A 19,740-nucleotide genomic window follows, 5' to 3' on the forward strand; every position below is an offset into this window, starting at 1 on the left:
CAGCGCTGCTGAGGACTTCCAACTGTCTTAGCGAGTTCCGCCCGACACGGCTGCGGGGATGCCCGATCGCACGCCAACCCATAGCTTGGAGCGCAGGCGCCCGCTGCCCCTTGGCCACCGCTTGGGACTCCAGACCCCAGATGCCCTCGTCCGGTCGGAGCTCGGCGGACCCGGCCGGCGGCGCGGAGCCTGATCCGAGCCGTCAGACCCTGAAACTGTTGCTGGTGGCCACCCGTCAGCATCTGGCCAGCCCGGATGTTCGCAATCTCGTGAGCGCCCTGCAGGCGGAGGAGACGGGCTTCGAGATCAGCCTTGAAGTGGCGGATCCGGCCACCCATCCCGAGCTCCTGGAGCTGCACCGGCTGGTGGCCACGCCGGCCCTGGTGAAGCTGGAGCCCCCGCCGAAGCAGGTGTTCGCGGGCAACACGATGAGCCTGCAGCTGCGCACCTGGCTGCCCCGCTGGCAGCAGATGGAGATGGTCAGCAGCCTCGGGATGAACCTGCGTCCCGCTGAGCGGGACGGCAGCCGGACCCAGCGTGAGGTGCAGCTGGAGGATCAGCTGCTGGTGCTGCGCCAGGAGAACGAGACCCTGATCGAGCGGCTTGGTGTGCAGGAGCGCCTGCTTCGCATGGTGGCCCATGAACTGCGCACGCCGCTGACGGCGGCCAAGCTGGCGCTGCAGAGCCATACCCTCGGGCAGATTGACGAGAGCCGCTTCCGCGATGTGCTCAAGCGGCGCCTCGACGACATCGAGGAGCTGTCGCGCGACCTCCTGGAGGTGGGGACGACCCGTTGGGAAGCGCTGTTCAATCCCCAGCGACTGGCCCTGGGCCAGGTGGCGGCCGAGGCGATCCTGGAGCTCGAGAAGCTCTGGGTGGGGCGGGATCTTGAGCTGGTCACGGACATTCCGGCCGACCTGCCCGACGTCTACGCCGACCAGCGCCGCATGCGGCAGGTGCTGCTGAATCTGCTGGAGAACGCTCTCAAGTACACCCCCGAAGGCGGCCGGGTCAGCCTCACGCTTCTGCACCGCACCAGCCAGTGGGTGCAGATGAGCGTCTGCGACAGCGGACCCGGCATCCCGCCCGAGGAGCAGGAGCGCATCTTCCTCGACCGGGTGCGGCTCCCTCAGACCTCCGGAACCACCTCCGGCTTCGGTGTCGGTCTGGCTGTCTGCCGTCGCATCGCCGACGTGCATGGCGGCCGCATCTGGGTGGTCTCCGAGCCGGGTGAGGGGGCCTGTTTCCATCTCACTGTGCCGGTCTGGTCCGGCCAGAGCACGCCCCAGACGTTGCGACGGGGCCAGGGCGGCGACCCTTCTTGACGAAGGGCACCTCCGCCCCGTACGTTCCTTTCAACGCCGATCGCGAAAGCGACCCGGCCATCCGGAGCGGAAAGACAGCCCACCAAGGTTGACTCTCCAATCCTGCATTCCATTCCGGTTTCAGCAGGATCTGTTTTTCAAAACAGTACGGTTCCGGTCTCAACATTCAAAGCAATTATCCACCCGCGATCATTTGCTTTGATGATGTCAGCAGGCATCTGCTGCGGCCTCGCCCCCATCGTCTAGAGGCCTAGGACACCTCCCTTTCACGGAGGCGACAGGGGTTCGAATCCCCTTGGGGGTATTGATTCGTGATCCATCGAGATCACCACTGACTCATCAGCTTCTAGCGTGAGTCTCATTCTCTTTTTTTTGGCGGCTCAGGGTTCCTGCGGTGCTTCAGTCGACGCCAGCAGTGGCACGAATGGATTCTCATCCAGCCCGCCAATCACGTTGATTCGCGGCCTGATCTCGCCTGGGCGTTGAGGCACGCGGCCTGAACGGCTTTCGGTCGCTCCATCGCTGCGCACTCAGGCGGTGGCGCCTGTTGCGACGTCAGTCATCGATCGTGTCAGTGATCGTCTCTCCCGCCTTCAGCAGGGGGAATGTGCTGCTGATCACGGTGTCAGTGGTCGAGAGGCCGTCACCACTGTCCTCGGTCCCGACAACCACCACCCCTGCCATGGGGTTGGTGTCGGTACAGATGTTGGTTGGTCAGGGCCAGCGGCAGAAGAAGGACGACCACCGCCGACCGGGCGGCATCGCTTCAGGCGTGCGCAGCGCGGCGCTGCGCCTCCTGCTGGACGCCGCGCACGTTGTTGGCCAGGTCTTCCTGCAGGCGTTGCTCGATCAGACCGATCGGCATCCCCGGCTTGCCCTGGACGGTGAGGTCGTAAAGCAGCCAGCTGCTGGTGGCATCCGAACCCACCAACCACGTGCCCTGAAAGCAGCGGAAGTCGCCATCAAGCATGCGAAAGGCGAGGCGCCCCGAGGCTCTTTCCTCCTCCAGCTCCAGGGTGACACGGGCGCTGAAGCGCAGACCGCAGAACTGCTGGGTGCCCACCTGCTCCACGGCCACCCGGTTGGACCGTCGCCAGATCTGCCGGGAGCTGGCCAGGTTCGGGATGAAGCGGTGCAGGTTGTCGTAGTCGGTCAGCACGGCCCAGAGCCACTGGGAGTCGACCGCCAGGCGAAGCTGCACGGCCAGCCGGCGCATCCCCATGGGAAGGCGCTCCATGTCCTGCTGGATGCTGTCGAGTGTGCAGGTGGTATCGGGAAAGCTCAGGAACGGAGCGGAACGCGGATCGTCGAGATCTCGAGCTTGGGCGAGGGGCTGCGCCAGGACCATTCGGAAACGCGGGGGCTCTGGAGGAAGCTGATTGGGAGGAATCCATTCCGCTCGGGAACAGGCCCGTCGCAGGGGCAGAAGCCTGCGCTGCCTGGCGCCTGGCCGGTGTCGGGCCTGGCGTCTGTGCCGTCAAGTTAACCGGATCCGCCCAGCGGCCGCTGCCATGACCCTCGCCGTGGTGCCCGGGAACGGGTGGTCCCTATGATCGGCGCGCTTTTGAGGCCGTTTCCCCATGCGTGTATCCACCGGCAACGCCACCCTCTCCGACGGTCGCATGATCTCTGTGCTGGTGGAAGGATTCGGGGTGGGTCGCCAGCGCAGGGCCCAGCGCCGCCTCACCGTGCCGTTCACCCAACTGCAGTCTCTGATGCAGACGATCGCGCAGCAGGGTGGTCGGATTCTGGATGTCAGCAGTGGTGACTCGGTCGCTCCTGCACCCGCCGAAGCCGCCCCGGCCGCCGAGGCTCCCACCCCCAGTCCTGCCGCCCGCCCCGCCGTGAGTCACGCTGCTGTCCCGGTGAACCTCTACAAGCCGAAGGATCCCTTCATCGGCACCGTCACCGACAACTATTCCTTGCTCCAGGAGGGCGCGATCGGTCGCGTCAACCACATCACCTTCGATCTCTCCGGTGGCGACCCCCACCTGAGCTATGTCGAGGGTCAGAGCATCGGCATCATCCCCGACGGCACCGACGCCAACGGCAAGCCTCACAAGCTGCGCCTCTACTCGATCGCCAGCACCCGTCACGGCGACAACATGGCCGGCAACACCGTCTCCCTGTGCGTGCGCCAGCTGCAGTATGAGAAGGACGGCGAGACGATCAACGGCGTCTGCTCCACCTTCCTGTGTGACATCGAACCCGGTGCAAAGGTCAAGATCACCGGTCCGGTGGGTAAGGAGATGCTCCTGCCGGAAGACGAGGAGTCCAATGTGATCATGCTGGCCACCGGCACGGGCATCGCCCCGATGCGCACCTATCTGCGCCGCATGTTCGAGCCGGCGGAGCGCGAGAAGAATGGCTGGCATTTCAAGGGCAAGGCCTGGCTGATCATGGGTGTGCCCACCACGGCCAATCTCCTGTACGACGCCGATTTCGAGCACTATCAGAGCCAGTACCCCGATCAGTTCCGCTACACCAAGGCGATCAGCCGCGAGCAGCAGAACGCCAAGGGTGGTCGCATGTACATCCAGGATCGCGTGCTCGAGAACGCCGAAGAGATCTTCTCCTGGATCGAGAATCCCAAGACCCATGTCTACATGTGTGGCCTGCGTGGCATGGAGCCCGGCATCGACGAGGCGATGACCGCCGCCGCCGCCGCCAAGGGTCTCGACTGGGCCGAGCTGCGTCCCCAGCTCAAGAAGGCCGAGCGCTGGCACGTGGAGACCTACTGAGCGTCCGCTTCGTCTCCGAGCGGTTCGCACCGCTGTCGCTTCGCTTCCGGGCCCGCCACGGCGGGCCTTTTTATTGCCTGCCCCTCCCCCGCGGCGATGGCGGAACCCTCACATCGCCGCTCCGTCCCCAGGCGGGGGCAGCCAAGGGCGGTCATACCCGTTAAACCAGAGTCGATCGAGCCACAGCTCCCATGCCTTCCCTGCTCACCAATCCGCTGCGGGTCGGTCTGCGCCAGGAGCGGGTGATCACGCCCCAGTGCATCGTGATCTTCGGGGCCAGCGGTGACCTCACCCACCGCAAACTGGTGCCCGCCCTGTTCGAGCTCTATCGCCAGCGGCGCCTGCCCAGTGAGTTCGCGGTGCTGGGATGCGCCCGCCGGCCCTGGAGCGACGAGGAGTTCCGCCAGAAGATGGCCGAAGCTCTCGCCGATGAGATCCGCGAACACCCCAGCGCCTGGGACTCGTTCAGCCAGGGTCTCTTCTACGAGCCGGTGGACCTGCAGCAGAGCGACCACCTGGTGCGCCTGGCGGGACGGCTCGAGGCGATCGACCGGTTGCGGGCCACCCGCGGCAACCGCACCTTCTACCTGTCGGTGTCACCGGAGTTCTATGGCAGCGGCTGCCGCGCCCTGGCGGGGGCGGGCCTGCTGGCCGATCCGGAGCGGAGCCGGGTGGTGATCGAGAAGCCCTTCGGCCGTGACTACGGCAGTGCTCAGGCCCTCAACAAGGTGGTGCAGGCCTGTGCCAAGGAAAGCCAGGTGTTCCGCATCGACCACTACCTAGGCAAGGAGACGGTCCAGAACATCCTGGTGATGCGTTTCGCCAACACGATCTTCGAGCCGATCTGGAACCGCAACTACATCGCCAACGTCCAGATCACGGCCGCCGAGACGGTGGGCGTCGAGGAGCGGGCCGGGTACTACGAAACCTCCGGGGCTCTGCGCGACATGGTGCAGAACCACCTCACCCAGATCCTGGCCCTCACCGCCATGGAGCCCCCCGGCCGCTTCGACGCCGAGGCGATTCGCAATGAAAAGGCCAAGGTGCTGCAGGCCGCCCGCCTCGCCCGCGAGGACGAGCCCTGGAAGTGCTGCGTGCGCGGTCAGTACAGCCGTGGTGGTTCCGCCGCCAGCCCGCTGCCGGGCTACCGCGATGAGCCGGGGGTGAATCCCAACAGCACCACGGAGACCTACGTGGCGATGAAGCTGTTCATCAACAACTGGCGCTGGCAGGGGGTGCCCTTCTACCTGCGCACCGGCAAGCGCCTGCCCAAGCGGCTCTCCGAGGTCGTGCTCACCTTCCGGGAGGCGCCGGTGCACCTGTTCGACGCCGCCGGTGGTGCCCCCACCCCGAACCAGCTGATCCTGCGCATCCAGCCCGATGAGGGTGCCGAGATCCGGTTCGAGGTGAAGGCCCCCGGCTCCGGCATGCGCAGCCGGCCGGTGGACATGGCCTTCTCCTACGACGACTCCTTCGGTGAACCCTCCGATGAGGGCTATGTGCGACTGCTGGCCGACGCCATGCTGGGCGACCCCACCCTCTACACCCGCAGCGACGAAGTGGAGGCCGCCTGGCGCCTGTACACCCCGCTGCTGGAGCTGATCGAGGAGGCTCCCTGGCAGCTGCCGGTGCATCCCTACGAAGCCCGCACCTGGGGCCCCGCCGCCGCCGACAACCTCATGGCCGAGGACGGTCTGGTCTGGCGCCGCCCCTGAGTCCCCTCCCTCCGCTGACGATTCCCCCCGGTCCTCTCACCCTCGTCCACCATGCCTGCCCAGCTCACCCTTGCGGCCCCCCTGGACGTACCGCCTGCGGAGGTCAGCCCCTATCTCGAACGCCTCTGGAACCAGGAGCTGGAGGGCTCCACCGGAGCCGCCACCTTCACGTTGATCGTCTGGGAGCCCTCCTGGCTGGAGCAGCAGCTGGTGCGCCTCGGTCGGATCGATGGCCCGATCCGTGGCCTTGACCGTGATGATGCCCTCGAGGCGGCCCGCGAGGCGGTGCCGGAATGCGGTCTGCCGTTCAGTACCGCTCCGATGGATCCGCGCCTCACCTGGAAGCTCGGCGCCCTGGCCGGCGATCACACCGCCGAGGATCTGCGCGGTCAGTTCGTCGAGAGCGCCATCAGCGGTCACATGCCGCGGCGGCTGATCACCCTGGCGCCCACCCTCGATGCCTCTCTGGCGCTGGAGACGATGGTGGCGGCCTACTGCCCGCTGCCGCAGGAGCAGGGAGCCGGGGAAGCCTGCGGCGATGTGATCGTGCTCCGCGGTGGTATCGGGGCCCTGCAACAGGGGCTGCCCCTGCTGCAGCCCCTGGTGGGCAGCGATCTGCCCTGCTGGGTGTGGTGGAACAGCAGCCTCGATGAACCGGCCGAGATGCTGGAGGCGCTGGCACCGCCCCCCCGTCGCCTGGTGATCGATACGTCCCTGGGCAACCCGGCCCGCTGCCTGCAGGTGCTGGTGGACCACATCGACAGGGGGCAGGCCGTCAATGACCTCAACTGGCTGCGCCTGCGCAGCTGGCGCGAATCCCTGGCGATGGTGTTCGATCCCCCCTCCCGCCGGGATGCTCTGGCCCATGTGGTGCAGATGGACATCGACGTGGAGGGGGACCATCCGGTCAAGGGTCTGCTGCTGGCGGCCTGGCTCGCCGATCGCCTCGGCTGGCATCTGGTCGACAGCCAGGTGATCGAGGAGGGCGGCATCGCCGCCGAGTTCCAGCGCACGGACGGCGCCACGGTGCGGTTCCGGCTGATGCCTGTTCCGATGGGGCATCCCAAGGCGCACCCCGGTGCCATCGTCGGCCTTCGCCTGATCTGCCAGCCGCCCGAACGGGCGGCCCTGTGCGTGATCCTCTGCTCCGAGTCCGGCGGCTGCATGCGGCTGGAATCCGGCGGCATGGCCTCGATGCAGCTGGTGGAGGAGGTGGTGCCCCTGCCCGAGGAGAAGGAGGAGGTGGAGCTCGCCCGTCTGCTCGGCGGCGGCCACGACACCACCAATCCCCTGCTGGCGGCGGCGGCTCCCGTGGCCCTCGACCTGCTGCCCCAGCCTGCCGGCGCCGGTTGAGCCCTTGGCCTGTGTGATCGCCGCCCCCTGCAGCGGCAGCGGCAAGACTCTGCTCAGCCTCTGCCTGGCGGCCCTGGCCCGTCAGCGGGGCGCCAGCCTGCAACCCTTCAAGGTCGGACCGGACTACCTCGATCCCCAGCTGCTCTCAGAGGTGGCGGGCCGCAGCTGCCGCAATCTCGACACCCAGCTCTGCGGCGAGGAGTGGGTGCGCCGCTGCTTCCGCTGGCATGGCAGCCGCACCGAGCGGGTGCTGGTGGAGGGGGTGATGGGCCTGTTCGATGGAAGGGGGCCCACCAGCGAAGGCAGCACCGCTGAAGTGGCCGCTCTGCTCGAGCTTCCCGTTGTGCTGGTGGTGGAGGCCTCCCGCCAGGCGGGCTCGCTGGCGGCGCTGGTGCGTGGTTTCCGCGATCACGGCCCGCCGCAGGTGACCCTCGCGGGGGTGGTGCTCAACCGGGTGGGCAGTGAGCGCCACCGGGCCCTGCTGGCCGAGGCCCTCGCCGCCATCGACGTGCCGCTGCTGGGGGTGCTGCCCCACGATCCATCCCTCGCACTGCCATCCCGCCATCTCGGTCTGCTGCCGCCCGGCGAGCTGGAGGATCTGGTCGAGCGGCGCCGGCAGTGGGCCGATCTGGCCGCCCGCCATCTCGATCTGGAACGGCTCTGGCCGCTGCTGGAGTCTCCGGAACCCCCCCCTCCGGGAACGGTGGATCCGATTCACTGGGTGCTGGAGCGGGGCCGATCCGGGGACGGCGGGGATCCGGCTCTGTGGCTGCCTCTCCAGGCCCAGGCGGATCCATGCGGTGTCGCCCGCGCCGAGGGAGGGACCAGTGGGCTCCTGACCGCTTCCTGTTCCGGAGGACGGGAGGGCTCGTCGGCGGGTCGGCTGCCGTCCTCCCTGGCCGTGCCGCCGCCCGAACCTGACCCCTCCTGCCGGGTTCCGCTGCCGGTGGCGATCGCTAGCGATCAGGCCTTCCATTTCCGCTATCCCGAGGTCAGTGAGCTGCTGCTGGCGCTGGGCCTGCAGCCGCACCCCTGGAGTCCTCTGGCGGATGCGCCGCTGCCGGCCGGATGCCGTGCCGTGCTGCTCCCCGGCGGCTACCCCGAGCTCCATGCCGAGCAGCTGGCAGCCTCCCGGCGCAGCCTTGGCGCGCTGGCGGCGGCCGCGAGGGGGAGGGTGCCGGTTGTGGCGGAGTGTGGCGGCCTGCTGTTGCTGGGGCAACGCCTGCATGACCCCGACGATCGCCCCCACGCCATGGCCGGTGTGCTGCCGTTCTCGGCTCGGCGCGGCTCGCTCACCCTGGGGTATCGACAGGCCGAGGCGCACTGTGATGGCCTGCTGGTGCGCCGCGGCGAGCGACTGATCGGCCACGAGTTCCATCGCTGGCAGCTGCGGCCTGACCCGCCTGTCCCGACAGATGCGGCGGCGGTTCCGTGGGTCGAGCCGCGGCAGTCCCAGGCGCTTCAGGCGGATGGCGAGGGCGCTCGGCCACTCGCCAACAGGCTCATCCGTACGGATTGGACCGCTGCCCCGATGGCAACCGCGCCGGGGCTGTGGCAGCTTGAGGGCTGGGGTTGGCCGGGGAGACCGGAGGGATGGACGAACGCCGCGCTGCACGCGAGTTGGCTGCATCTCCACTGGGCTGGTTGCCCGGTGATCCCGCTGCGGCTGGCCGCCGCAGCCGCCAGCGCCGTGCCGCTGCCGACGAACGGCGATTTCTGCAGCCCCAGGACCCCCGCCCCACCCAGGGCAGGGAGCGCTGGCGGCTGATCGTGCGCGGCCAGGTGCAGGGGGTGGGCTATCGCGCCATCTGTCGCCGCCGCGCCGAGGAACTGCGGCTCAGTGGCTGGGTGCGCAATCTGCCCGATGGATCGGTGGAGGTGGAGGCCGAAGGTCAGACCCGGGATCTGGGGGAGCTGCTGCTCTGGTGCGAACGGGGGCCCCAGGGCTCCCAGGTGAGCGGCGTCAGCAGCACCCGGATCGCCCCCACTGGCTCCGACTGGTTCGAGATCCGCCGCTGAGCCCGGCTGCCCCCCTGGGCCTGGCGGTTCCGGGGCTGGTGATCCAGGCCTGCTGCCCGGGCCCGGATCGCCTCGTGTGTGGATCCGAACGGCATCGCGAGCCATCTGCGGAGCGGGCGCGGCGAGCGATGGTCGGGATGGCCCTCCCTCGATGGTGTCTGCGTTGATGGCAGGCGGCCACAATGGCCGCTGCTGCCGCCGGACTCCTGAACCTCGCCAGCCTTGCGGGTGAACTGCTGGGGTTTGCCCTGGCCATCTCCTTCAGCCCGCTTCACATCGCCCTGCTGCTGCTGCTGCTGCTCGGTCCCGATCCGCTGCGGCGGGGGGGATGGTTCGTGGCCGGCTGGCTCCTGGTGTCGCTGCTGGAGCTGACCCTGTTGCTGGCCCTTGGCCACGGCCTGCTGCTGACGATGGAGAAGGGCAGCGACCACCGCACCGGTCTTGATCTGCTGGCTGCCGGTGCCCTGATGGCCGTGGGGCTCAATGAGCTGCTCAGTCGTGGCGAGGAGGAGGCCGTGCCCGGCTGGGCTTCCAGGCTGGATCGCTTCTGCGCCAGGCCGCTGCTGCCGCTGCTGGCCCTCAGCGCCCTGATCCAGGTGATCAGTCCGGATGATGTCTTTCTGTATGCCAAGGCCGGCGGCAGTCTTCTGGCCGCCGGTTTCAACCGTCCCGAGGAGCTGGTGGCGGTGCTGCTGTTCAGCCTGGCGACGGGCCTGCTGCTGCTGGTGCCGCTGGGCGCTCTGCTGGTGGTCGGCCAGGAGCGGCTCCAGCCCTGGCTGGAACGCGGCAAGGCCTGGCTCTACGCGCGTGCGGACACCCTGGTGGGTCTGGTCAGCCTGGCTCTGGCGGTTTACCTGGGCGCCCAGGGGGTGCAGGGTCTGCGGTTGGCCTGATCACCCGTCCCTCGCCCTCAGGTCGGCCCCGGCTTCGATCCGGGACCATCCCGCTCCTGCAGCCAGTTGCGCCACAGCTCACCGGCGCCGGGATCGCTCCTTGGGCCCGGGTCGGTCGCCATCAGCGAGACGGACTGGCTGGCCCGGCTGACCGCCACATAGACCAGCTGGCGCCGCAGCACCGGGTCGCGGGGCCAGAACACATCCGCGTCGACGAAGACCTCGGCGAAGGTGCTGCCCTGGCTGCGGTGCACCGTCAGCACCGCGGCGGGTCCCAGCGAGGCAAAGGCGTCCCGCACCAGGAAGAACCGTCGCCAGAGGCTTCGGCCGCCCTGCTTGCCGGCGTCGCGGGCCCGCTGACGCAGCCGCTCCAGCACCGCCTCCAGCTGGTTCCTGGCCTCGCTGCCGAGGGGAGGCAGCAGGCGCAGCTCCAGCTGGCTCTCACCGCTGTCGACACGGGCGGAGAGGGTGTCGATCAGCGGCACCGCCAGACCCTCCAGATCCGCGGCCTGCACGCCGAAATCGAGCAGATCGCAGCGTTCGGGACGCACATCGATCACCTCCAGCTCTCGGTTGGAGCCGAGCACCATGTCCGGCTCCTCCCCCGTCTCGGCCCCCTGGCGGCAAGCCGGCGCCAGCACCGCTCCGCGTGTGATCAGTACCTCGCCCGGCAGCACCGGCAGCTGATCGGCCATGGAGCCGTGGAGGGCGCGTCGGGCGATCGGCACCAGCTGCTCCAGGGAGCGGTTGGTATAGCAGAGGATCCGGGTGCGATCGGGATCGCCGCTCTCGGCGCAGCGTCGCAGGGACTCCTGTGCCGCCTGCAGCCACTCCTGCCGCCCGAGTATCGCCACCCGCCCCTCCGGAGCCTCGATCGTCCCGAGGGCCGGCGGCCGGCTGCAGGGGAGGGCCTGCTCCCGGATGCCCTGGGCCAGGCGCAGCACCGGGCCCTGATGGCGCACCACGTGGGTCAGGTCGGCCCGGAAGGAGCGGCCGAGGCTGAACACCGGACTCTCAGCCTCCCCCACCGGCGGCAGCTGGGCAGGATCGCCCACGAACACCAGCCTGGTGCGAAAGGGATGGGCGCAGCGCAGGGTGATGTCCAGCAGGCTGCTGTCGACCATCGAGGCCTCATCCACCAGCACCAGGGCCAGATGTTCCAGCGAGCCGGCCGTCTGGCTCGTTTCCTCGCAGATCTCCCGATCCCCCTGGCGCTTCAGCTTGAGCCGGAGCAGCCTGTGGATGGTGGAGGGATACCAGGTGGGCCTGAGGCCGGCCTGCTGCAGGTGCTGATGCAGCACCCCCACCGCCTTGTGGGTGGGAGCCACCACGGTCCAGCAGAGCGCGCGGGCCTCGACGCGCTGGAGCAGCCGCGTCGACAGGAACGTCTTGCCGGTGCCGGCGTAACCGCTGAGCACGAACGGCACCCCGGCCTCGGGGGCCTCCAGCCAGGCGGCGAAGGTGTCTTCGGCTCTGCGCTGATCCGGGGTGAGAGCGGCTTCGGTCACGGCACGACCGCCTCGGTCCGCAGGGATCGCTCAGCCCAGGGGCGGCAGACCCCAGAGCTGGGCCAGCTGCAGGGGGGAGCCCACCAGAGCCAGCCCGGGCAGGGCGACCAGAGGGCCCATCAGAGAACCGATGAGCACCTCCAGACGGGTGTGGCCGAGGTTCTGCTTGAGGGGCTTCGCCGGGGTTTCACCGGCCACCAGCCCGCCGGCATCGCTCACCAGGCCATTGACGCGCTCGGCGGTCAGGCCGGCGGCCCGCCGCACCCCCGAGGCGTCGTAGAGCACCACGAAGCAGAGGGTCGCCGCCAGTGCGAACACACCGTCGGCAAAGCCCAGCTGCCAGCCCAGGCCGGCGGCGGTGCCCGTCATCAGCGCCGAGTGGCTCGACGGCATGCCGCCGGTCTCGACCAGCACCTTCGGATTCCAGCGGCGATGAACCACCAGCTCGATCAGCAGCTTGGAGAGCTGGGCCGCGCCGCAGGCCGCCAGTCCCCACCACAGCACGGCGTTGTCAAGCATGGCCAGCAAGGGCCGTGCGTCATGGAAGCCGCTCAGCAGGGCGGGGGACAGGGTCATCGATCGCGGCTGGTGATGAACTCGGCCAGAGCCAGCAGGGGTGCCGCTTTGCCGCCCGCACCGTAGGGCTCCAGCGCCGCCTTCGCTTCGGCCACCAGGGCTTCGGCCCGCCGCTTCGATTCCTCCAGCCCCAGCAGTTTGGGGTAGGTGGTCTTGTCGGCGGCGAGGTCCTTGCCCGCGGTCTTGCCGAGCACCTCGCTGCTGGCGGTGACATCGAGGATGTCATCGATGATCTGGAAGGCGAGGCCGATGCCGCGCGCGTAGGTGCGCAGGGCGTCCAGCAGTTCGGCCGAGGCGCCGCCGATCAGGGCGCCGCAGAGCACACAGGCCCGCAGCAGGGCGCCGGTCTTGTGCAGGTGGATGTACTCGAGAGTCTCGAGATCCACCTGCTTGCCCTCGCACTCCAGGTCGACGACCTGGCCGCCCACCAGGCCCGGGGCGCCCGAGGCCATGCTCAGTTCGCCCACCACCGCCAGCAGTCGTTCCGCCGGCACACCCGGGCTTCGCAGCGCCACCATCTCGAAGGCGCGGGTGAGCAGGGCATCACCGGCCAGGATGGCGTTGGCCTCGCCATACACCTTGTGGTTGGTGGGGCGGCCGCGGCGCAGGTCGTCGTTGTCCATCGCCGGCAGGTCGTCGTGGATCAACGACATGGTGTGGATCATCTCCAGCGCCACTGCCGTCGGTATCGCCAGCTCGCTGTCGCCACCTGCGAGTTCACAGGCCGCCAGGCAGAGGATCGGCCGAAGGCGCTTGCCACCGGCCAGCAGGGAGTAGCGCATCGCCTCCCGCAGGCTCTCAGGCCGCTCGGGACCGAGGGAGGCATCGAGCGCCGCCTCCACCCGGGCGCCGGCGTCGGTCAGATAGGTCTTGAAGTCGAAGCCTGCCGCCCCCCCCTGGGAGGTGCTGTCCATGCTCGTCACCGCCGCGGTCATGGGGGATGGGCCGTCGCGTTCGTCGCGCCGGATTCTCTCAGGCCATCCCATGGGGAGCCGCGCTGGCAGCGCGATCGTTCATGGCACCAGATCCCCCAGCCCGTGTTCGATGCCGTGGCGGCGGCACCAGGCCACCACCGTGTTCACCAGCAGCATCGCCACCGTCATCGGGCCGACGCCGCCGGGTACCGGCGAGATGGCCGCGGCGAGCGGCTCCACCTGCTCGAAGATCACATCGCCGCACAGGCCTCCCTCCGGCCGCCGGTGGATGCCCACATCCACCACCACGGCGCCTGGCCTGACGTGGTCGGCGCCGATCATCCGCGGCCGGCCGGCCGCCACCACGAGCACATCAGCCTGTCGGGTCAGATCGGCCAGATCCCTTGTGCGCGAATGGGCCACGCTCACGGTGGCATCGGCGGCCTGCAGCATCAGCGCCATCGGCTGGCCGACGAGGATGCTGCGGCCGACCACCACCGCCCGCCTGCCGGAGAGCTCGACCTGAGCGGCCTTGAGCAGGGCCATCACACCGGCGGGCGTGCAGCTGCGGGGACCTGCCTCCCCCTTGAGCAGCCGTCCGAGATTGAGCGTGTGCAGGCCGTCGGCGTCCTTCTCCGGATCGATCGCCCTCAGCAGGGGGCCCTCGTCTAGGCCGGCGGGCAGGGGCAGTTGCAGCAGGATGCCGTCGACGGCCGGATCGGCGTTGAGCCGCTCGATCGTGGCCTGCACCTCCGCCGCGGGGGTGTCGGCCGGCAGATGGGCGCCGAGGCTGCGGATGCCGACGCGCCCGCAGGCCTTCTCCTTGTTGGCCACGTAGACGCCGCTGGCGGGGTCATCGCCCACCCGCAGCACCGCCAGTCCCGGGGGCCGGCCGGCCTGGTCCAGGCCGGCGCGGATGGCGTCCGTCAGCCGTTGCTCGATGGCAGCGGCCAGGCTGCGACCGTCCAGAAGCGATGCCATCGGTGCGGCGAACTCGACCCACCAGCATGCCTGCGGGGCTGCAGGGCTAGCGTTTCGGTCCATGACGGGCTCAGCAGCCGAGGCGATGGCGCACGCGATGCGGCGACTGCGGTCTCTGTGGCGGGGCCTGCTGCGGCTCGAGCGCCCGCGCCAGGCGATCGTCTGCTGGCGCCCGGCCGGCATGGCGGCGATGCTGCTGGCCTGCCTGCTGGTCGCACTGCTGACCAGCTGGCCCTGGCTGGTGGAACCGAGTCTGCGGCCGGGGCTGCCGGCTCCGTTCACGGTGCGGGCTCCCCGCGACGCCACCGTGATGGACAGCGCGGCCCTCGAGCAGCGCCGCAGCCAGATGGTGCCGCGCACCACCGTGCAGGTGATCGATGAGCGTCTGACCAGGCAGCTGCAGGACCAGCTCGAGCGCCTGCTGGAGCAGGTGCGTCAGCAGCGCGTCGCCGATCAGACCAGGATCGATCCGCTCAACCTCACCGCTGCTGAGCGGCGCTGGTTGCGGGGGCTGGATCCGAACTCTCTGGCCTCCTGGGAGGACGGCGTGCGACGGGCCCAGAACCGCATGTTGCGCCAGGGGGTGGCCGGCACCCTGGCGGATGCGCAGCTGCTGGAGGCGGCCGGCCTCCAGCTCGAGGATCAGGCCCGGGAGGGGCGCCAGCTGGGGAGCCGTCTCGTTGTTCGCAGCCTCCAGGGCCGCAGCAACCTGCGCAGTGATCCGTTTCTGAGCCAGCAGCGGATTGAGGAGCTGCTCAGCCGCAACGGTCTGCCGACGATCACGGTGCGTCGCGGAGATCTGGTCGTCCGACAGGGCGAGAAGATCACGCCGCAGGCCTTCGATGTGCTGGACGCGTTCGGCCTGATCAACCGCCGGCCGCGGCCCCTGGCCTGGCTGGCCCATGTCAGTGAGGCCCTGGCCGTCTCCGGTGTGATGCTGCTAGTGATGCGGCGCTGGCGGGCGAGCCTCGAACCGCGTCAGGCTCTGCTGGCTCTGGCCACGCTGCTGGTGGTGCAGGCCTGCAAGCTCTGGCTGGGGCTGCTCGTCAGCCCCCTCGCCCTGCTGGTGCCCCCCACCCTGCTGCTGGCCCAGGGGCTGGGGACCGTCGCCGGGCTGGCCTGGCTTGCGGCCGCCAGCCTGCTGTGGCCCTTCCCCCTCAACGGCGTGCTGGAGTGTCGCCTGATCGTCGCCACCCTGGTGGCGGTGCTGGCGGCTGTGCTGGCCGGGCGTCAGCGCAACCGCGCCCAGCTGCTGCAGCTGGCGGTGCTGCTACCGCTCGGGGCGCTGGCGGCGCAGGCCGCCGTGCTGCAGCTGGCGGCCCTTCTGGGGCTGGCGGGCGGCTCCGAAGGGGAGCTCCCCAGCAATGCCGAGCTGATGAATGAGGCCTGGCTGGTGGCGAGCCTGCTGCTGGCGGGTCTGATCCTGGCGCCCCTGGTGGAGAGCTTCTTCGGGCTGCTGACCCGTGCGCGGCTGATGGAGCTGGCGGACCTGGAGCGGCCGCTGCTGCGGCGGCTGTCCACCGAGGCGCCTGGCACCTTCGAGCACACCCTGATGATCTGCGGCCTGGCGGAGGAGGGGGCCCGCGCCATCCATGCCGATGTGGATCTGATCCGCACCGGGGCGCTCTACCACGATGTGGGCAAGATGCATGGCCCGCAGTGGTTCATCGAGAACCAGGACGAACGCAGCGGCAATCCCCACGACCGGCTGGATGATCCCTTCGCCAGTGCTTCCATCCTTCAGGCCCATGTCGATGAGGGGCTGAAGCTGGCACGCCGCTATCGCCTGCCCCGCCCCCTGGCGGATTTCATCCCAGAACACCAGGGCACGCTGAAGATGGGCTACTTCCTGCACCGGGCCCGCGAGCTCGATCCCTCCGTTTCCGAAGAGCGGTTCCGCTACCGGGGACCGACGCCCCGCAGCCGCGAGACGGCGATCCTGATGCTGGCCGATGGCTGCGAGGCCGCCCTCCGTTCGCTGCCGCCGGATACCACCGAGGATCAGGCGCGCCAGATGGTGCGGCGCATCGTCGAGGCCCGTCAGGCCGACGGCCAGCTGGCGGGCAGCGGCATCAGCCGCGCCGAACTGGAGCTGGTGATCCGCGCCTTCGTGAGGGTGTGGAGACGCATGCGTCACCGCCGCATTCCCTATCCCATCCCGGCCCGCAAGGCCTTCAGTGCCTGATCCGATGACCCTCACCAGTTCCAGCTCAGGCATCAGCCCCAGCTCCGGCAGTAGCCCCGGGGCGACCGATCCCTGGCGGCAGGCCTGGTACCCGGTGGCTTACCTGAGCGACCTCGACCCGGATCGGCCCACCCCCTTCACCCTGCTCGGCGAGGACCTGGTGCTCTGGTTCGACCGCCAGGAGGCGCATTGGCGGGCGTTCACCGATGTGTGTCCGCACCGGCTGGTGCCCCTCTCCGATGGCCGCCTCAACGAGAAGGGCGAGCTGGAGTGCCCTTATCACGGCTGGAGTTTTTCAGGCGACGGTCGCTGCACGGCGATCCCCCAGGCCAGCGAGGGGCAGAGCTTCGGTGCCCGCAGCCGCTGCCGCGCCCATGCCACCGCCACGGCTCAGGGGCTGCTGTTCGTGTTCAGCGGTGATCCCGATCAGGCGGGGGCCACACCCCTGCCGTTGGTGCCCGTTCTCGATGAGGACGAGCGCGGCCGCTGGCGCGACGGCTGGTTCGTGCAGGACACCTTCCGCGATCTGCCGATGGATGCGCTGACCCTGCTCGAGAACGTGCTGGATGTGAGCCATGTGCCCTTCACCCATCACGCCACCGTGGGGCGCCGCGAGAACGCCGGGCCGGTGGAGCTTGAGCTCACCGGTTTCGGGCCGCAGGGTTTCACCGGCCTGTGGGCCGAGGGACCGCGGCAGGGAAAGCTCGGCAGCCAGAACACCACCTTCGCGGCTCCGTGCCTGATGTGGCATGACCTGACGGCGCCGTCCTTCGCCCGCATCCTGACCGTGGTCTACGCCACCCCGATCCGGCGGGGTGAGTGCCGTCTGTTCGCCCGCTTCCCGTTCCAGTTCCGCTCTCCCTGGCCGGCGCGCCTGCTGGCGCTGCGGCCCCAGTGGCTGCAGCACATCGGCAACCACACGGTGCTCGAGGACGACCAGCTGTTCCTGCACTGGCAGGAGCGGGTGCTGGAGCGCCGCGGCGGCAGCGCCGAGCTCAGCCGCAGCTGCCATCTGCCCACCGGCGCCGATCTCTATGTGCGCAGCCTGCACGACTGGGTGAACCGCCATGGCGGCGAACCGTTCCCCGGCCAGGCGCTGCCGCCGCGACTGGACCGGGAGGCGCTGATGGAGCGGGAGCAGGCCCACACCCGCCATTGCCGCAGCTGTTCCGGGGCGCTGCGACGCCTCCGGCTAGTGAGGCGGATCTGCGAGGCGGTGGTGGTGGCCGGTCTGGCCCTAGCGGCGGTGTTGCCGGCCGTGGGCGCCAGGCTGATCGCCCTGATGCTGGTGCTGGCGGCCGTGCTGCTCAGGGCCCGCTGCCTGGGTTGGATTGAAGGTCTGCGGCGGGGCAGTGGCCTGCCGCCCCGCAATCGCCGCTGAGCAGCGCTCACCAGCCCTGCCAGAGGCGGGTGCCTGGGCTGGCCAGGCTGGCGACGATCTTCCGCTGGAGCACCACCAGGGCCGGCACCAGGGTGATGGCGTTCGCCACGATCAGCGGGCCGTCTCCGGTGATCAGGCCGTAGAGACCCCACAGAGCGAGGCCGAGCGTGAGCAGCACGTACATCGGCAGCGAGATCCCGCGGGTGTCGCCGCTGCGCAGGGTCTTGATCGCCTGGGGAAAGAAGCTCAGGGTGGTGAGCGTCGCGGCGGTGTAACCGACCAGGGCGACCGGCAGGGGCTGGGCCATGGCGGCGGCGAGTGGGGCAGGCCACACTCTGACGCCGCAACCGTGCTGCGGTGCCCGATCGGCGGTGCCGGTCCCGGCGAGGATGGAATCCTGCCTCCCCGCCCCGATGACACTCAGCTTCGCCCAGCTCCAGGCCCAGCTGAAACCCGAGTGGGGCCGCGAGCACGACGGCAATGGAGTCGACTTCGACCTGCTGATGCTGCCGTCGCTCAGCGTCGATCCCGCTCAGATCGCCCTGATCACCGGTGCCCACAACTACGAGGAGCGTCAGCTGTTCTCGCTGATCCGGCTGCGCGATCCGGGCGTGCGCATCGTGTACGTCACCAGCAAGCTGCTGCCCGATCTGGTGGTGGACGCGGTGCTCGAGCTGCTGCCGGGGGTGCCCACCACCCATGCCCGCCGCCGCCTGCATCTGTTCGACGCCGACGACGCTTCGCCACGGCCGCTCACCGAGAAGCTGCTGGAGCGCCCGGCCCTGTTGACCCGCATCAAGGAGCTGCTGCGGCCCGGGCGCAGCTTCATCGCCTGCTATGTGGTCACCGAGCTGGAGAAGCGCCTCTCGGAGGTGCTGCAGGTGCCGCTGCTGGGCACTGATCCGGCCCTGTCCTGGTGGGGCAGCAAAGCCGGCAGCCGCGCCCTGTTCGCCCGCTGCGGTGTGCCCCATCCGCCCGGCAGCGCGCTGGTGCACAACCTCGACGACCTGGCGGAGGCGACGGCGGAGCTGTGGGAGGCACACCCGGATCTGGCGCGCTGTGTGGTGAAGCTGAACGAGGGGATCAGCGGCGAGGGCAACGCCCCGCTGGAGCTGGCGCCGCTGCAGCTGGCTGCGTTGAGTGCGGCGGAGCGGCGGCGGACGCTCCGGCAGGCGCTGGAGGCGATCCCCATGCCGCCGCCCCAGTGGCGTGACCTGGTGGTGCAGCAGGGGGCGCTGGTGGAGGCCTGGCTGGCCGGCGGCGAGGCCCTGTCCTCCCCGAGCGTGCAGGGCACGATCCACCCCGGTGGTGCGGTGGAGGTGCTCTCCACCCATGAGCAGATCCTGGGGGGTGCCAGCGGTCAGACCTATCTGGGTTGCCGGTTCCCCGCCGATGAGCCCTACCGGCGTGAGTTGATGCGCCACGGTCGCTCCGTGGGCGAGGCGCTGGCCAGCGAGGGCGCGCTCGAGCGCTATGCGGTCGACTTCATCGCCCGTCGCTTCGGTGACCGCTGGGACATCCAGGCGATCGAGGTAAACCTGCGCCAGGGCGGCACCACCCACCCCACCATGGCGCTGCGGGCGATCACCACCGGCCATCTCGATGCCGACAGCGGCCTGTTCCTTTCGCCCACCGGCCAGCCGCTGCATTACGTCGCCAGCGACAACATCGTCGATCCGCACCTGCGCGGCCTGCTGCCGGTCGATCTGGTCGACATCGTCGCCGAGGCCGGCCTGCACTACGACCCGGCCCGGCTGCGCGGCAGCGTGTTCCATCTGCTGGGCTGCCTGTCGGAGTTCGGCAAGCTCGGCATGACCTCCCTGGGCAGCAGCGCCGCCATGGCCCAGACGGTGTTCGACGAGACCCGAGAGGCACTGCTGGAGGCCGGGGCGGCCCGCTCGCTGGTGCAGGGCTGAGGGCCCCTGGAACGGCGGCGACCTCCACACCCCGGGATGGCTCCGATGAGGAGCGAGACGGGTGGCGCGTCGCGCTCCCCTGGCGTGCGGCAGTCTTCCAGTGCCGGTTCAGCGGGCTCATCGACGTGCTCTCCTTGCTGGTCAGCTCGGCAGCGGACCGGCAGGATCGGCTCAGCAATGCCGAAACGTGCCATGGGCGCACCGCCGCCGGAAGGTTCCTCCCCGTGGCAACA

17 protein-coding genes and 1 tRNA gene are annotated in these 19,740 nt (G+C 69.6%); 11 read left to right on the forward strand and 7 right to left on the reverse strand.

The window, feature by feature from the left end; all coding sequences use genetic code 11:
* Nucleotides 1-140 precede the first annotated feature (140 nt).
* Nucleotides 141-1,325 (forward strand): histidine kinase, encoded by a 1,185-nt coding sequence (locus tag H8F25_RS00250; RefSeq protein WP_197211542.1) that lies wholly within the window; start codon nt 141-143, stop codon nt 1,323-1,325.
* Nucleotides 1,326-1,556: 231 nt separating this feature from the next.
* Nucleotides 1,557-1,629, forward strand: a tRNA-Glu gene (locus H8F25_RS00255).
* A gap of 251 nt (nt 1,630-1,880) precedes the next feature.
* Here the strand turns inward: H8F25_RS00255 and H8F25_RS17905 are convergent.
* Together H8F25_RS17905 and H8F25_RS00260 are read right to left on the reverse strand one after the other, a co-directional pair.
* Nucleotides 1,881-2,009: a hypothetical protein gene (locus tag H8F25_RS17905; RefSeq protein WP_255518287.1), complete on the reverse strand. Its 129-nt coding sequence runs from the start codon at nt 2,007-2,009 to the stop codon at nt 1,881-1,883.
* A gap of 82 nt (nt 2,010-2,091) precedes the next feature.
* Nucleotides 2,092-2,673, reverse strand: a complete 582-nt coding sequence (locus H8F25_RS00260) for an SRPBCC family protein (RefSeq protein ID WP_231596953.1) — start codon at nt 2,671-2,673, stop codon at nt 2,092-2,094.
* A gap of 232 nt (nt 2,674-2,905) precedes the next feature.
* Here H8F25_RS00260 and H8F25_RS00265 point away from each other — a divergent pair, with 232 nt between their 5' ends.
* The 6 genes from H8F25_RS00265 to H8F25_RS00290 all read left to right on the forward strand — a co-directional run bounded on the left by H8F25_RS00265 (nt 2,906) and on the right by H8F25_RS00290 (nt 10,046).
* Nucleotides 2,906-4,066, forward strand: a complete 1,161-nt coding sequence (locus H8F25_RS00265) for an FAD-binding oxidoreductase (protein WP_197211543.1) — start codon at nt 2,906-2,908, stop codon at nt 4,064-4,066.
* 191 nt (nt 4,067-4,257) lie between these two features.
* Nucleotides 4,258-5,781, forward strand: a complete 1,524-nt coding sequence (gene zwf / locus H8F25_RS00270; protein ID WP_197211544.1) for a glucose-6-phosphate dehydrogenase — start codon at nt 4,258-4,260, stop codon at nt 5,779-5,781.
* A gap of 51 nt (nt 5,782-5,832) precedes the next feature.
* On the forward strand, nt 5,833-7,134 hold the full coding sequence (locus tag H8F25_RS00275) for a glucose-6-phosphate dehydrogenase assembly protein OpcA (RefSeq protein WP_197211545.1): 1,302 nt from the start codon (nt 5,833-5,835) through the stop codon (nt 7,132-7,134).
* Between the two features lie 4 nt (nt 7,135-7,138).
* A complete protein-coding gene (locus tag H8F25_RS00280) occupies nt 7,139-8,902 on the forward strand; it encodes a cobyrinate a,c-diamide synthase (RefSeq protein ID WP_197211546.1) in 1,764 nt (587 codons plus the stop codon).
* The gene (locus tag H8F25_RS00285) at nt 8,851-9,153 is read left to right on the forward strand and encodes an acylphosphatase (protein ID WP_197213281.1); all 303 of its coding nucleotides are present in this window, start codon (nt 8,851-8,853) and stop codon (nt 9,151-9,153) included. The genes H8F25_RS00280 and H8F25_RS00285 overlap by 52 nt, the downstream gene beginning before the upstream one ends.
* Nucleotides 9,154-9,335: 182 nt before the next feature.
* A complete protein-coding gene (locus tag H8F25_RS00290; RefSeq protein WP_197211547.1) occupies nt 9,336-10,046 on the forward strand; it encodes a GAP family protein in 711 nt (236 codons plus the stop codon).
* Nucleotides 10,047-10,063: 17 nt separating this feature from the next.
* Here the strand turns inward: H8F25_RS00290 and H8F25_RS00295 are convergent, their stop codons facing one another.
* From H8F25_RS00295 to folD, 4 genes are all read right to left on the reverse strand, one after another.
* Nucleotides 10,064-11,554, reverse strand: coding sequence for an ATP-dependent RecD-like DNA helicase (locus H8F25_RS00295; RefSeq protein ID WP_197211548.1), 1,491 nt, complete (start codon nt 11,552-11,554; stop codon nt 10,064-10,066).
* Between the two features lie 30 nt (nt 11,555-11,584).
* Complete coding sequence (locus H8F25_RS00300) at nt 11,585-12,130, reverse strand: divergent PAP2 family protein (RefSeq protein WP_197211549.1); 546 nt, start codon at nt 12,128-12,130, stop codon at nt 11,585-11,587.
* Nucleotides 12,127-13,065 (reverse strand): geranylgeranyl diphosphate synthase CrtE, encoded by a 939-nt coding sequence (gene crtE / locus H8F25_RS00305; protein ID WP_197211550.1) that lies wholly within the window; start codon nt 13,063-13,065, stop codon nt 12,127-12,129. The genes H8F25_RS00300 and crtE overlap by 4 nt, the downstream gene beginning before the upstream one ends.
* Before the next feature lie 78 nt (nt 13,066-13,143).
* Nucleotides 13,144-14,025: a bifunctional methylenetetrahydrofolate dehydrogenase/methenyltetrahydrofolate cyclohydrolase FolD gene (folD, locus tag H8F25_RS00310; protein WP_197211551.1), complete on the reverse strand. Its 882-nt coding sequence runs from the start codon at nt 14,023-14,025 to the stop codon at nt 13,144-13,146.
* Nucleotides 14,026-14,110: 85 nt separating this feature from the next.
* On the opposite strand from folD, the gene H8F25_RS00315 reads away from it, so the two are divergent.
* Together H8F25_RS00315 and H8F25_RS00320 are read left to right on the forward strand one after the other, a co-directional pair.
* Complete coding sequence (locus tag H8F25_RS00315) at nt 14,111-16,210, forward strand: HDIG domain-containing metalloprotein (protein ID WP_197213282.1); 2,100 nt, start codon at nt 14,111-14,113, stop codon at nt 16,208-16,210.
* Between the two features lie 4 nt (nt 16,211-16,214).
* Nucleotides 16,215-17,591, forward strand: a complete 1,377-nt coding sequence (locus H8F25_RS00320; RefSeq protein ID WP_197211552.1) for a Rieske 2Fe-2S domain-containing protein — start codon at nt 16,215-16,217, stop codon at nt 17,589-17,591.
* A gap of 7 nt (nt 17,592-17,598) precedes the next feature.
* On the opposite strand, the gene H8F25_RS00325 is transcribed toward H8F25_RS00320, so the two are convergent.
* The gene (locus tag H8F25_RS00325) at nt 17,599-17,898 is read right to left on the reverse strand and encodes a SemiSWEET transporter (protein ID WP_197211553.1); all 300 of its coding nucleotides are present in this window, start codon (nt 17,896-17,898) and stop codon (nt 17,599-17,601) included.
* A gap of 106 nt (nt 17,899-18,004) precedes the next feature.
* On the opposite strand from H8F25_RS00325, the gene H8F25_RS00330 reads away from it, so the two are divergent.
* The gene (locus H8F25_RS00330; RefSeq protein WP_197211554.1) at nt 18,005-19,507 is read left to right on the forward strand and encodes a peptide ligase PGM1-related protein; all 1,503 of its coding nucleotides are present in this window, start codon (nt 18,005-18,007) and stop codon (nt 19,505-19,507) included.
* Nucleotides 19,508-19,740: the final 233 nt, after the last annotated feature.

It is taken from the genome of Synechococcus sp. CBW1004, from assembly GCF_015840715.1.
Lineage (GTDB): Bacteria > Cyanobacteriota > Cyanobacteriia > PCC-6307 > Cyanobiaceae > Cyanobium.